This window comes from Alterinioella sp. (assembly GCF_058343375.1).
This window is the reverse complement of sequence record NZ_JBTUJH010000071.1, coordinates 14,767-28,053: the sequence shown is the minus strand read 5'-3', so window position 1 is coordinate 28,053 and position 13,287 is coordinate 14,767. Positions and strand designations below refer to the sequence as shown.

Annotated in this window: 11 protein-coding genes and 1 pseudogene; 8 read left to right on the top strand and 4 right to left on the bottom strand. The window is 62.3% G+C overall.

Features of this window, described 5'->3' with window-relative positions; translation table 11 throughout:
• From ACW8PS_RS10520 to ACW8PS_RS10510, 3 genes and pseudogenes are all read right to left on the bottom strand, one after another.
• Positions 1 to 516: HvfC/BufC family peptide modification chaperone (locus ACW8PS_RS10520; RefSeq protein WP_491527351.1), on the bottom strand; the 516-nt coding region annotated here is incomplete at its 3' end.
• A 4-nt stretch (positions 517 to 520) separates the two neighbouring features.
• Complete coding sequence (gene bufB / locus ACW8PS_RS10515; protein ID WP_491527349.1) at positions 521 to 1,375, bottom strand: MNIO family bufferin maturase; 855 nt, start codon at positions 1,373 to 1,375, stop codon at positions 521 to 523.
• Between the two features lie 230 nt (positions 1,376 to 1,605).
• Positions 1,606 to 1,917: pseudogene (locus tag ACW8PS_RS10510) on the bottom strand (BufA1 family periplasmic bufferin-type metallophore); the annotation flags it as partial.
• A 375-nt stretch (positions 1,918 to 2,292) separates the two neighbouring features.
• Between ACW8PS_RS10510 and ACW8PS_RS10505 the strand changes: the two are divergent.
• Complete coding sequence (locus tag ACW8PS_RS10505) at positions 2,293 to 2,661, top strand: hypothetical protein (RefSeq protein ID WP_491527348.1); 369 nt, start codon at positions 2,293 to 2,295, stop codon at positions 2,659 to 2,661.
• 33 nt (positions 2,662 to 2,694) lie between these two features.
• On the opposite strand, the gene thrS is transcribed toward ACW8PS_RS10505, so the two are convergent.
• Positions 2,695 to 4,641, bottom strand: coding sequence for a threonine--tRNA ligase (thrS, locus tag ACW8PS_RS10500; protein ID WP_491527347.1), 1,947 nt, complete (start codon positions 4,639 to 4,641; stop codon positions 2,695 to 2,697).
• A gap of 218 nt (positions 4,642 to 4,859) precedes the next feature.
• Here thrS and ACW8PS_RS10495 point away from each other — a divergent pair, with 218 nt between their 5' ends.
• From ACW8PS_RS10495 to ACW8PS_RS10465, 7 genes are all read left to right on the top strand, one after another.
• The gene (locus tag ACW8PS_RS10495; protein ID WP_491527346.1) at positions 4,860 to 5,609 is read left to right on the top strand and encodes an alpha/beta fold hydrolase; all 750 of its coding nucleotides are present in this window, start codon (positions 4,860 to 4,862) and stop codon (positions 5,607 to 5,609) included.
• Between the two features lie 155 nt (positions 5,610 to 5,764).
• Positions 5,765 to 6,823: a LacI family DNA-binding transcriptional regulator gene (locus ACW8PS_RS10490; protein WP_491527345.1), complete on the top strand. Its 1,059-nt coding sequence runs from the start codon at positions 5,765 to 5,767 to the stop codon at positions 6,821 to 6,823.
• A 70-nt stretch (positions 6,824 to 6,893) separates the two neighbouring features.
• Positions 6,894 to 8,249, top strand: coding sequence for an ABC transporter substrate-binding protein (locus ACW8PS_RS10485; RefSeq protein WP_491527344.1), 1,356 nt, complete (start codon positions 6,894 to 6,896; stop codon positions 8,247 to 8,249).
• Positions 8,250 to 8,335: 86 nt separating this feature from the next.
• Positions 8,336 to 9,580: a sugar ABC transporter permease gene (locus ACW8PS_RS10480; RefSeq protein WP_491527343.1), complete on the top strand. Its 1,245-nt coding sequence runs from the start codon at positions 8,336 to 8,338 to the stop codon at positions 9,578 to 9,580.
• A gap of 97 nt (positions 9,581 to 9,677) precedes the next feature.
• Complete coding sequence (locus ACW8PS_RS10475) at positions 9,678 to 10,892, top strand: carbohydrate ABC transporter permease (RefSeq protein ID WP_491527342.1); 1,215 nt, start codon at positions 9,678 to 9,680, stop codon at positions 10,890 to 10,892.
• 2 nt (positions 10,893 to 10,894) lie between these two features.
• Positions 10,895 to 12,190, top strand: coding sequence for an MGH1-like glycoside hydrolase domain-containing protein (locus ACW8PS_RS10470; protein WP_491527341.1), 1,296 nt, complete (start codon positions 10,895 to 10,897; stop codon positions 12,188 to 12,190).
• A gap of 3 nt (positions 12,191 to 12,193) precedes the next feature.
• Positions 12,194 to 13,243: an ABC transporter ATP-binding protein gene (locus tag ACW8PS_RS10465; protein ID WP_491527340.1), complete on the top strand. Its 1,050-nt coding sequence runs from the start codon at positions 12,194 to 12,196 to the stop codon at positions 13,241 to 13,243.
• Positions 13,244 to 13,287: the final 44 nt, after the last annotated feature.

Below are 13,287 nucleotides of genomic sequence, written 5' to 3'. Positions count from 1 at the left end.
CGGCGCAGCGGCATCTGCTTCGGTATTGAAGCGCCAGATCGACAGGATCGGGTGGCGCGAGGCCAGCAGGATCGTGGCCGGGGCCAGACGCGGGGACAGCGCCATCAGCGCCTCGGGCTCCAGCCCCTCTATGCTCAAGGGTTTCGCATCGGCGGCATGGTAGGAGGCCCGCATCGCCAGTTCCAGGCGCGCAGTATCGGCCAGATAGGGCAGCTTTTCCAAAGGCTTGAAGGTTTCCAGAAAGGCGGGCATTTCAGCGCCATATTGTGAGATCGAACGCGATTTGGGCGGGTGCGCGCGCAGATATATCAGCGCAAGCTGTTTGAAGGTTTGCGCCCCCAGAAGCTTGACCAGCACCGGAAATCCGATCTCAAGCGCCTCGCTCAGCGATGCGGCCACGTTGTTGCGATAGACGTTGAACCGCTTGGTGACGGGGCGGCCTTCGGGATCGACCATACCGGCGGGCACTTCGGCAGTGGGATCAAGCAGGGCGGCGATAAAATCGGACTGGCGCATGGGATCAGGCCCTGACCGGCGCAAGCAGCGCCTCAGCGCGGGCGGCCTCGGCGCGCAGAATGGGAAATTCGGGCACGTTATTGTCCCATTCAATCAAGGTCGGGCGCGGCCCGGCGCGCGCGATGGTATGGGCATAAAGCGCCCAGACCGGATCCACGACTTCGCAACCATGCGCATCGATCAACAGCGGCGCGTCATGTTCATCGGCATCCTCATCATGGCCGCCGAGATGAATTTCTCCGACCGCGTCCAAGGGGAAGGCGTCGATATAGGCGATCGGGTCGGTTTGCTGATTGGTGGCGGAGACAAAGACATTATTGACATCGAGCAACAGGCCACAGCCGGTGCGGCGCGCAATCTCCGACAGGAAATCGACCTCGCTCATCGTGGTCTCGGTAAAGGCCAGATAGGAGGAGGGGTTTTCCAGCAACAGGGACCGGCCCAGGCTGGTCTGAACCTGATCGACATGGTCGCAGACCCGTGCCAGCGTGGCCTCGGTATAGGGCAGCGGCAGCAGATCGTTCAGATAGGCATCGCCATGCGTGGACCAGGCCAGATGTTCGGAAAAGCTGGCCGGTTGCAGCCAGTCGCACAGATGTTTCAGCCGCGCGATATGATCGCTGTCAAGCGCGGCGTCGCCGCCGATCGAAAGGCCCACGCCATGGACGGATATGGGAAATTGCTCAGCCAGGGCGCGCAGTTGCGCCAGCGGCCTGCCGCCATCGCCCATATAGTTTTCGGCGTGGATCTCCAGCCATTTGACCGGGCCGGGTTCGGCACGCAATTGGGTGAAATGGCTGGCCTTGTAACCGATGCCGGCAAAGGGTGGCAGGCCAGTGTCAGCGGCGCGGTCAAACATGTCGGATTCGGTCCTTGTCGTGTCCGGCCCAAGGCCGCCTCATGGATTGCGACGGCTTTGCCCGCGATGGGGCAGGGCCCTGTTTTGGCAAGAATGTCGCGCCGGGCCCCCCCGGCGCGACATCTGAAATCATGGAGCAGATCTCAGCTTTCTTCCATGGTCTCTTCCATCATGTCATCCATCATCATGAGATCACGATACTGGGCCATGACATCGTCCGAGAGCCCTTCGGGCAGATCGCGCGCCAGCCCCAGATAGCCATCGGCCTCAAGCGTCGCCAATGTTTCGCCGGTGCGGCCATCGGGAAGTTCGATCGAGGTGCAGGTGCCAACCGGGACCAGAACCCAGGCATTGCCCTGATAGTCAAGGACCGAGCTGCCGGCGCAGGTGGTGCCGGGACCGGCGGCACAGCCGTTCTGGCCGGCCAGAGAGACGCCATAGCACTTTTCCATCTCCTGTGCGGTGGCACCGGTGGCACCCAAGGCACCAATGGCGGTCGCGACGGCACCAAGCAGGGCCAGGGATTTGATTTGGATCGACATGAGGGAAACTCCCGTAAAGCTGTTTTTCAATTTAAGTGCCGAGATCCAAGGGCGGATCTGACAGCAGTAGAGGTATCCGGGCAATATGGTCTGCGGCCAATCACAGGCGCGTCAAGCACTGCTGTGTGATCAGATGTTATGACGCTGTAACAGGGGCACGTCTTCCGATTATCTGATTATATTTGATTATATCAATGCCTTAGGGTGGTTATCCGATATTTTGACTTTGGATGCCCGGGCCCTGGAATTCCTTCCTTTCGGGGGAATGTTTCAACTGATCGGGCTATTTTCGGCTTGGAATGGCCGCCCCCTGCGCCTATTCCGGGTGTCAATGGGCCAGGCAGGTTGGTCGAACCATGACAGGAGAACACACCAATGCGCAACGCAGCTCTGGTTTTGGGAATCCTTGGCGGGTTCCTCGGCATGATCGTCGGGTTCTTCGGCTACGGCTATGTCGAATTTGTAAGCTGGTTTGGCGAAGTGCCCGATCTGGCGACACAGGTGGACAATCCCGGGCTGATCAAATTCACCAGCATCATGGCCCCGCTATTGGCCCTGGCGGGCGGCGCGATGGCGCGGTCGCGGGCCTTGTGGGGGGGCATCTTGCTGCTGCTATCGGCGGGCGGCATGTATTACGCCTTTGGCTTTGGCGTGTTCACCATGTTCCCGATCGCCTTGACCGGGCTGGGCGGTGTGCTGGCGCTGGCGGCGGGACGCCCGGATGAAGAAGTGAGCCATTTCTGAACCGGGCGGCACCGGGATCCCGGCCCTTGCCCGTCAGCGCAAATCCGGCGGCACGGCCTCGGCTGCCAGTTCGGCCAGCATCGTGCCCAGATCGACCACGCGGGTCTGTTTTTCGCCCAACCGGCGGATGGTCACGCTGCGTTCTTCGACCTCACGCCGGCCGATGGCCAGGATCACCGGCACCTTGCCCACGGAATGTTCGCGCACCTTGTAGTTGATCTTTTCATTGCGGATATCGGCCTCTGCCCGCACGCCGCGCGCGCGCAGCATCTCGACCACCTCTGCCACATAAGCATCGGCCTCGGACACGATCGAGGCCACAACCACCTGACGCGGCGCAAGCCAGAATGGCAGTTTCCCGGCCCAGTTTTCGATCAGGATACCGATGAAGCGTTCAAATGATCCCAGACAGGCGCGGTGCAGCATATAGGGGCGATGCTTGGCCCCGTCTTCACCGATATAATGCGCGCCAAGCCGTTCGGGCAGGTTGGGATCGACCTGAAAGGTGCCGCATTGCCAGACCCGGCCAATCGCGTCGGTCAGCTTGAAATCCAGCTTCGGCCCGTAAAACGCGCCCTCGCCGGGGTCGAGCGTGTAGGAATGGCCGGTGGCCTTGATCGCATTTTCCAGCGCCGCCTCGACATGATCCCACGAGGCTTCGGTCCCGACACGATTTTCGGGCCGGGTGGCGAACATGATCTCGAAATCGTCAAAGCCAAGATCGCTGTAGACCGAGGACAGGAATTCGATGAACCGGGCGCATTCGGCCTCGATCTGGTCTTCGGTGCAGAAAATATGGGCGTCATCCTGGGTGAAGCCGCGCACCCGCATGATGCCATGCAGCGCGCCGGACGGCTCATAGCGGCTGCACGATCCAAACTCGGCCATGCGCAGGGGCAATTCGCGATAGGATTTCAGCCCCTGATTATAGACCTGCACATGGCAGGGGCAGTTCATCGGCTTCAGCGCATTGATGGATTTTTCGCGGGCATGTTCCTCGTCCACTTCAACGATGAACATATGTTCCTGATATTTGTCCCAATGGCCCGAGGCCTCCCACAGCTTGCGATCCACCACTTGCGGCGTGTTGACCTCGACATAGCCGCCGGCACGCTGTTTGCGGCGCATGTAGCTTTGCAGCTCGGTATAGATGGTCCAGCCATTGGGGTGCCAGAAGATCTGCCCCGGCGCTTCCTCCTGCATATGGAACAGTTCCATCTCGCGGCCCAGTTTGCGGTGGTCGCGCAGGGCCGCCTGCTCCAGCATATGCAGATGCGCCTTGAGCGCGGCCTTGGTCTTGAAGGCCACGCCATAGATGCGCTGCAACATGGCGCGGTCGCTGTCGCCGCGCCAATAGGCCCCGGCAACATTCATCAGCTTGAAGGCATCGGCGGGCACCTGTCCGGTATGGGCCAGATGCGGGCCCCGGCACAGATCCTGCCAGTGCCCATGCCAATACATCCGCAACGGCTCATCGCCGGCAATGGCCTCGATCAGCTCCACCTTGTAAGGCTCGTCATTGGCCTGATAGAATTCTATCGCCCGGTCGCGGTCCCAGATCTCGGTGGTGACGGGGTCGCGCTGGTTGATGATCTGGCGCATCCTGGCCTCGATCGCGCCAAGATCTTCGGGCGTAAACGGCTCGGCCCGGTCGAAATCGTAATAAAACCCGTTCTCGATCACCGGGCCGATGGTGACCTTGACCTCGGGCCAGATCTCCTGCACCGCGCGGGCCATGATATGGGCGCAGTCATGGCGGATCAGCTCCAGCGCGGCCGCCTCATCGTGAAACGTGTTGATGGCGATGGCGGCGTCAGATTCGATCGGCCATTGCAGATCCCAATGGGCCCCGTTCACATTTGCGGAAATCGCCTTTTTGGCCAGTGACGGCGCGATGCTTTCGGCCACTTCGGCGGGCGTCACGCCGGCCGCATAATCGCGGCAATTGCCATCGGGGAAGGTCAGGGTAATCTGGCTCATGCGGCCATGCTCCTCATCGGTCTGGCGCCTACGAAACGCCCGGTTGCGGGGTCTGCTTTTCAGGCCCGTGTGGTGCCCCCTTGCGCCGCAGCTGTCAAGACCGCGCCGCCCCTGCCGTTTCTTCTTTGCAAAAATACTCCCGCCGGAGGCATCCGCCCTTGAGAGTTCCGCCAAAGCTGGCCAGAAATGCGCCACCGCAAATGCAGGGATATCCCAAGATGACCGCCAAGTTCCTGACCACCGCCGAAAACCGCCGCCTCGCCTATCACCTGACCCCAGGGCGCGGCCCCGGCGTGGTGTTTCTGGGCGGGCTGAAATCGGACATGCAGGGCAGCAAGGCGCTCTATCTGGAGGCCTGGGCGCAAAAGACCGGGCGCGCCTTCCTGCGGTTCGACTATTCCGGCCATGGCCAGAGCAGCGGTGCCTTCACCGATGGCTGCATCGGCGATTGGGCGGCGGATGCGGGCGCAGTGCTGGCGGAGCTGACCGATGGCCCGCAAGTGCTGGTGGGCTCGTCGATGGGGGGCTGGATCGGCTGCCTTCTGGCGCGCCGCCACCCCGATCGCGTCGCCGGGTTCGTCGGCATCGCGGCGGCCCCCGATTTTACTGAGGACAGCATGTGGGCGGGGTTCAGCGAGGCCCAGAAAGCCCGGATCATGACGGAAGGGCAGATCGCGCTGCCCTCCGATTATGGCGACCCCTATATCATCACGCGGGCCATGATCGAGGATGGCCGCACCCAGCTGGTGCTGCGCAAGCCGCTTGCCATTTCTGCGCCGGTGCGCCTGTTGCAGGGCACGCATGACGCCGATGTCGACATGTCCGTCGCGCTGCGTCTGCTCGATCATCTGCAAGGCCCCGATATCCGGCTGACCCTGGTCAAAGGGGCCGATCACCGGTTTTCCGATGATCGCTGCCTGGCGCTGATCAAGGTGGCGCTGGAGGATGTGCTGGCGGGGCAGGGCTGACCAGGCCCGCCCGCCCGCCGCGCAATCAGCCCGCGATGGGCATGAATATTCGTGTGAAATGACTGGCCGTTTTCTGACCGATCCGGGCAGGCAGGCAAAAAACCCTTGCCGAAACCGGTTTCGGAACTCAATCCTTGAGTCGGGAGAGAAAATTCATGCCGGTTCCACAGCTAAAAATCAGGCCCCGCAACCGCGTCACGATCAATGATCTGGCGCAGGAATTGGGGCTGGCCAAGGGCACGATCAGCCGGGCGCTGAACGGCTATCCCGACATTGCCGAGACAACCCGGACGCGGGTGGCGCGCATGGCCGACCGGATGGGATACCGGCCGATGGCGCAGGCACAGGCGATCCGCACCGGGCTGGCGCGCGCGCTCGGTCTGGTGCTCAATGCCGGGCCGGGCAATGCGCATAAACCCTTTTTGACCGATTTTCTCGATGGCATCTCGCGGGCGGCCTCGGAAGAAAGCTGGTCGCTGAGCGTCGCCACCGCCTTTGACGAGGCCGATGAGGTCGCCACCATGGCCCGTCTGATCGAGGAACATAAGGTCGATGGCTTCATTCTGCCGCGCACCAAGATCATTGACGCCCGGATTGATCTGCTGCGCGGGCTCGGCGTGCCCTTTGTCCTTTACGGGCGCACCGGCGATGCCGAGGGCTGCGCCTGGTTCGATATTTCCGGTGAAGATGCGATGCGCGATGCGGTCTTGCGCCTGCACGGTCTGGGCCATCGGCGCATTGGTTTTATCAATGGCGAAAGCGTCTATAATTATGCGCCGCTGCGACAGGCGGGCTATGTCGCCGGTCTGGCAGCGGCGGGGCTGCCATTTGACCCCGATCTGGTGCGCGGTGAGGCCACGACAATGGCCCGCGGCGAGGTGCAGGGGGCCGATCTGCTGGATCTGGCCGCCCCGCCCACCGCGATTATCTGCGCGCTGGATATGGCGGCGCTTGGCCTCTACCGCGCCGCACAGGCGCGCGGGTTGCGCATTGGCCGGGATCTGTCCGTCGTCGCCTATGACGGCATCCCCGAGGCCGCGACCGCGTCACCGCCCTTGACAACCTATGCGGTCGATACGCGGGCCGCGGGGGCGCGCCTGGCACGGCTGTTGTTCAACCGCATTCGCGGCACCGATCCGATTCATCTGCGCGAAACCGCACCGGCCCATCTTGTGGCGCGCGGCTCGCACGGGCCTGCGCCCAATTTGCCTTGACCCTGCCGGTCCACGCCCGGGCTGCACGGAAATATCAGAAATATCAAAAATATCAAAAAGGGAGAACGATATGACACTGAGGAAAACAACAGCCCGCGCGCTTTTGTTGGCGGCGGCATCGTCGCTGGCGCTGAGCGCTGCCGCGGGGGCCCAGACGGTCCGCTTCTGGACCACCGAGGAACAGCCTGACCGGCTGGCCCGGCAAGAGGCGATGGCCGCCGAGTTCACTGCCCAATCGGGTATCGAGGTCGAGGTGATTCCGGTCACCGAAAGCGACCTTGGCACCCGGGCCACCGCGGCCTTTGCCGCCGGCGATCTGCCCGATGTCATCTATCACCCGCTGCAATATGCGCTGCCCTGGGCCGAGGCCGGCATTCTGGATATCGATGCCGCCACCGATGTGATTGAAAACCTGGGCAGCGATACCTTTGCCGCAGGGCCCCTGAACATGGCCACATTTGCCGATGGCTATGCCTCGGTTCCGGTTGATGGCTGGACCCAGATGCTGATCTATCGCGCCGATCTGTTTGCCGAGGCCGGGCTTGAGCCGCCGACAACCTATGCCAATGTGCTGGCCGCGGCCGAGGCGCTGCATAACCCGCCCGAGATGTATGGTTTCGTGTCCGCCACCAAGGTCGATGAAAACTTCATGTCGCAAGTGCTGGAACATGTGTTTCTGGCCAATGGCGTCAGCCCGGTCGGCCCCGACGGGTTGCAAGAGCTGGATGTTGCGGCCACCACCGAAGTGCTGGAATTCTATGCCGCGATCACCGAGGTCAGCCCCGATGGTGAGCTTTACTGGCAGCAAAGCCGCGAGCTCTATTTTGCCGGTCGCGCGGCGATGATCATCTGGTCGCCATTCATTCTGGACGAACTGGCCGGTCTGCGTGACAGCGCCCCGCCGACCATCAATGATGATCCCACTTCGCGAGACCTGGCCGCAGCCACCGGCATCGTGACCAATTTCGCGGGCCCCTCGAACCCCGATGGCGCTGCCTGGGGCGATGTGCGTTACTTCGGGATCACGGTTGATGCCGATACCGATGCGGCCATGCAATTTGTCGAATATTCGATGAATGAAGGCTATACTGCCACATTGGCGATCGCGCCCGAAGGCAAGTTTCCGGTGCGTCGCGGCACCGCCGAGGATCCCGATATGTTCACCGAAGCCTGGGCGGGCCTGGATGTCGGCGTCGACCGCCGTGCGCCTTTGGCCGATCTGTATTCCCAGGAGATGATCGACGAGATCGTCGGCGGTCTGGATGTGGCGCAGCGCTGGGGCGTGGCCGATGGCCAATTGGCACTGGCCAGCCGCATCATCAACAGCCAGATCATCAACCGGCTGGTGCGCGAATACATGGATGGTGTGCGCGACGCGGGCGCGACCGTGGCGCTGATGAATGAGGAACTGGCCAGCATCGAATGATGTAGGGTCCGTTCTGCTCTGGCCCCGGTCAATCCTTTTTGAACCGGGGCCAGCCCAATCCGTTTTGATCATCCGGAGTAGATGCCATGCGCTCTGCCGTCCCACCCAAGGGGGCAGGTCCCCTTGCGCGCCGCGAAGCGCGCCTGGCCTGGGGCCTGTTGCTGCCGACATTGACGGCCGTGTTTCTGGTCGTGCTGCTGCCATTGCTGGCGATCTTCTGGATCAGCGTCAAACCGGTGGCGCTGTCGGATCTGCGCGCGCCGGTGCCGGTGGTCAATGAACAGATCCGTGGCCGCCCCGAAGCGGCCGGCGATGCGGCGACCTGGCGGCTCAGGATCCGCAATTCGGCCCCCGATTCTGTGATCACGGGCGTGACCCTGCGCGATCTGGTCCCCGAAGGTTTCGAGATCGCCCGAACCGACCCGCGCTGCGACATCACGGAGGGCGTTTTGTTCTGCGATCTGGGCGATTTCGAAGGCGGCGCGCGTGAAAGCATCGAGATTGTCGGCAACGTCACGCAGGCCTATTTCGATCTGGGTGTCGATGTCAGGTCAACCGAGCCGGCCCTGACCGGTGATGGCGATTTCGTCCTGACCAATAGCGAATTCACCCTTGAAAACTTCACCCGCCTGTTTGACAGCCGCGATTTCTGGAGCGTCATCGGCGCGACCCTGTTCTACACGGTCTTTGGCACTATCGGGGCGCTGCTGGTGGGGCTTTTCGCGGCATTGTTGCTGAACCGGGAGTTTCGCGGCCAGGGGCTGCTGCGCGGCTTTTACCTGTTTCCCTATGTCGCCCCGGTGATCGCGGTGGCGTTTTCCTGGGTGATCTTGTTCGATCCGTTTTCGGGCTCGGTGAATGCGCTGCTGATTCAAATGGGTGTCAGCGAGAGCGCCATCAATTTCTTCGGTGCGCGGCCTCTGGCGCTGATCATGGTGACGGTGTTCGAGATCTGGCGCTATTTCCCGCTGAGCTTTTTGTTCATTCTGGCGCGGATGCAGTCGATCGACACCGATATGTATGAGGCGGCAGATATGGATGGGGCGTCGCCGTTCCAGAAGTTCCGCTATCTGAGCCTGCCGCAGCTGATGGGGATCCTGAGCGTGCTGTTTCTGCTGCGCTTTATCTGGACCTTCAACAAATTCGACGACATTTTCCTGCTGACCGGCGGCAATGCCGGCACCAGGACGCTGACCGTCAATGTCTATGAGCAGGCATTTGCGCTGTCCAATATCGGGGCGGGCGCGGCTGTGGCGGTGGTTATCATGCTGGCTCTGCTGTTTTTTTCCTGGGTGTTTTTCCGCTTCATGAGCCAGGAGGAGGGGTTATGAATGTGGTTGGGTTCGCGGCCTTCGGCCGCGACCGGAGCGAGGGGCCAGCCCCTCGCGCTCCCCGAGGTATTTTGACCAAGATGAAGGGGCGCGCGTGATGGGTGGCTGGAAGCAAGGGCGCATTGTTGGGCCGCAGATCGCGGTGCTTTGGGCCTATGTCATTGCGGTGACGGTATCTGTCTTGCTGTCTTTCACCACCGGCGGCGCGTTTCGCCCGGGGGTGATCGGTGCCATTCTGATCGGGGCTGCGGTCGGGTTTGGCGGCGTCAGCGGGCTGCGCGGATGGGCCTTGACCGGGCTGGCCGTGGCGCTGGCCGTCGGGCTTGGCTTCACGCCTGCCGGCGTGATCCGATTTGGTGCGGAGACTGCGACCGGATTGAAACTGCTGGCGGGAGTGAGTTTCGGGCTGGGGACCGGGCTGCCGGTTGCGCGGATGCTGGCCGGCTGCCCGGCGGGCCGGTTGAACCGGCATGAGTTCGAGGCGGCCTGGATCCGGTTTCTGACCGGTTTCGGCTATGTCTTCTTTACCGCCATCGTTGCCATTCCTTTCTATGTCATGGTGATGACCAGTCTGAAAAGCCAGGGCGAGTTGATCGCCAACCCGCTCGATTTCACCATTGATCTTGGCCAGGGTTGGGGGCTGTTCCGGTCCTATGTGGAGCTGTTTCGCGATTTCAATTTCGGCCGCTATCTGTGGACCAGCCTTTATGTCTCGATCCTGACGGTGCTGATCACCCTGGCCTTTTCGATCCCCGGTGCCTACGCGGTGGCGCGGTTGCGGTTTCGCGGCCAGAAAGCGCTGAGCCGGTCGGTTTTGCTGATCTACATGGTGCCGATGATCGTGCTGGCGCTGCCGATTTATATCGCGTTTTCGATGTTGGGGCTGCGAAATACCATCCTTGGCATCGTGTTGATCTACCCGGTCACCACCATTCCGGTCTCGCTTTACATGTTGCAGGGCTATTTCCGTGGCCTGCCCGCCGAGATCGAGGAGGCCGGGCTGATGGATGGGTTGAGCCGGTTGCAGGTGATCTGGAAAATCACCCTGCCGCTGAGCCTGCCGGCGCTGGCCTCGGTCAGTCTTTATGTTTTCATGATCGCCTGGAACGAGTTTCTGCTGGCCTTCATGCTGCTGGATGATCCGTCGCGCTTCACGCTGACGCGCGGGGTGGCGATGCTGAATTCGTCGGAAGTGCCGCGCCAGCATCTGATGGCGGGGGCGGTGATTGCAACGGTGCCGGTGATGGCGCTGTTTCTTGGACTTGAAAGATTCATGACCCGCGGCCTGACCGCCGGGTCGGTCAAGGGATGAGAATGATGTTTGACATGACGCCCGGCCGGGCAGAGGCGCTGGACGCCGAGGCGCGGCGGATTTTGCGGCTGAATGATCGCGGCGGCTATACCGTGCCGACCGATGGTTTGTATCCCTATCAATGGAACTGGGACAGCGCATTTGCTGCGCTGGGCTTTGCCGGGTTCGACGTCGATCGGGCCTGGACAGAGCTGGAGACGCTGATGGCGGGCCAGTGGGAAAACGGCATGTTGCCGCATATCCAGTTCCACAAGGAAGATACCGGCTATTTCCCCGGTGCAGATGTCTGGGGCACCGAAAACGCCGTCGGCAAGGGGCCGGGGCGGGTGGCGTCCTCGGGGATCAGCCAGCCGCCGGTGGTGGCCAGTTTTGCGCTGCGGACCTATCGCAGGGACAAGGCGGCGGGGCTGGCGCGACTGGGCGCGCTTTTCCCCCGGTTCATGGCGCTGCATCGCTGGTTCATGACCCATCGGGCCGAAACCGGCGCGGTGGCGATCACCCACCCCTGGGAGGCGGGCCGCGACAATGCGCCGGACTGGGATGATGCCATGGCCGGGTTCGAGCCCGAGGGCGTCGCGCCCTATGCCCGTCGCGATACCGGCCATGTCGACCCGCGCATGCGCCCGACCAAATCCGATTACGACCGCTATATCTGGCTGGTGCAGTTCGCCCGCGACCGCAACTGGGATGACGCCGCGATTGCCGCCGAAAGCCCGTTTCGGGTGGCCGATCCGACGATGACCTTCACCTTGATGCGGGCCTGCCGCGACCTGGTTGAAATCGCCCGCGACCTGGGCCAACCCACGGCCGAGATCGAGGCCTGGATTGCCCGGCTGGAAACCGGTGCCGAGACGCTGTGGAACGCGCAAACTGCCTGTTATGACAGCCGCAACCTGCGCACCGGGTGCCTGAACGCTTGTGTGACCAACGCGTCTTTTCTGAGCTGGTGGGGCGGCTTGCGCGAGGGCCAGCCGATTGACACGCTGCGCCGGGTTCTGGCCGCCGCCACCTATGCCGTGCCCAGTTTCGACCCGGCCCATGCCAAATTTGACAGCCTGCGCTATTGGCGCGGGCCGGTCTGGGGGATCATGAACATGATGATTGCCACCGGATTGCGCGAAGCCGGCCTGACGGATGAGGCCGACCGCATCCGCCGCGACACGGCCGGGTTGATCTCGGACCGGGGTTTTGCCGAATATTTCGATCCCCATGACGGCACCCCCGCCGGTGGCGAAACCTTCACCTGGACCGCCGCCATCTGGCTTGGCTGGGCCTCTCCCAACGCAAAGGAGGCGTAGATCATGGGCGCAATCACCCTAATTGCAGCCGAGAAATGGTTCGGCGATGTTCAGGTCATCAAGGGCGTCGATCTTGAGATCAACAATGGCGAATTTGTCATCTTTGTCGGGCCGTCGGGCTGCGGAAAATCCACCCTGCTGCGGATGATCGCGGGGCTGGAGGAAACCAGCCGCGGCCAGATCAAGATCGACGGGCGCGATGCCACGGCGGAGCCGCCGTCCAAACGCGGGCTGGCGATGGTGTTCCAATCCTATGCGCTGTATCCGCATATGACGGTGCGCGACAATATGGGGTTCTCGCTGCTGACGGCGGGGGCCCCGAAATCCGAGATCATCGCCAAGGTCGATGAGGCCGCCCGCGCGCTGCGGCTCGAGGATTACCTGGACCGCCGCCCCAAGGATCTGTCTGGCGGCCAGCGCCAGCGCGTCGCCATTGGCCGCTCCATCGTGCGCGATCCGACAGCGTTCCTGTTCGATGAACCGCTGTCGAACCTGGATGCATCGCTGCGCGTTGAAATGCGCTATGAGATTGCCAAGCTGCACCAGCAACTGGCAGCGACCATGATCTACGTGACCCATGACCAGGTCGAGGCGATGACGCTGGCTGACCGGATTGTGGTGCTGAATGCGGGACAGATCGAACAGGTCGGCACCCCGCGTGATCTGTATGAAAAACCCGGCAATCTCTTTGTGGCGCAATTCATCGGCAGCCCGAAAATGAATATTTTTCCCTGTCAGGTCAGCGATGGTGTGTTCCATATCGAAGGCGGGCGCGGCGGCGAGGCCAGCGGTTGCGACGGGGCCATCCATCTGGGCATCCGGCCAGAGGCCATCGCCCTGGGCACGCCCGGCCAGGGCCATGTCGACGGCATTGTCGATCTGGTCGAATATCTGGGGGCCGATAATTTCCTGATTGTCGATTGCGGGCCTTTGGGCAAGCTGACGGTGCGCGCCGATGGTGAAACCGTCATCAAGGTGGGCGACAGGGTGGGGTTGGAATTTGCCCGGCCCAAACTGCATTTCTTTGATGCAGACGGGATCGCGCTGGCCTGATTTGGCGGAAAACGGGGCATTGGGGCAATTGAACTTGCCTGAAC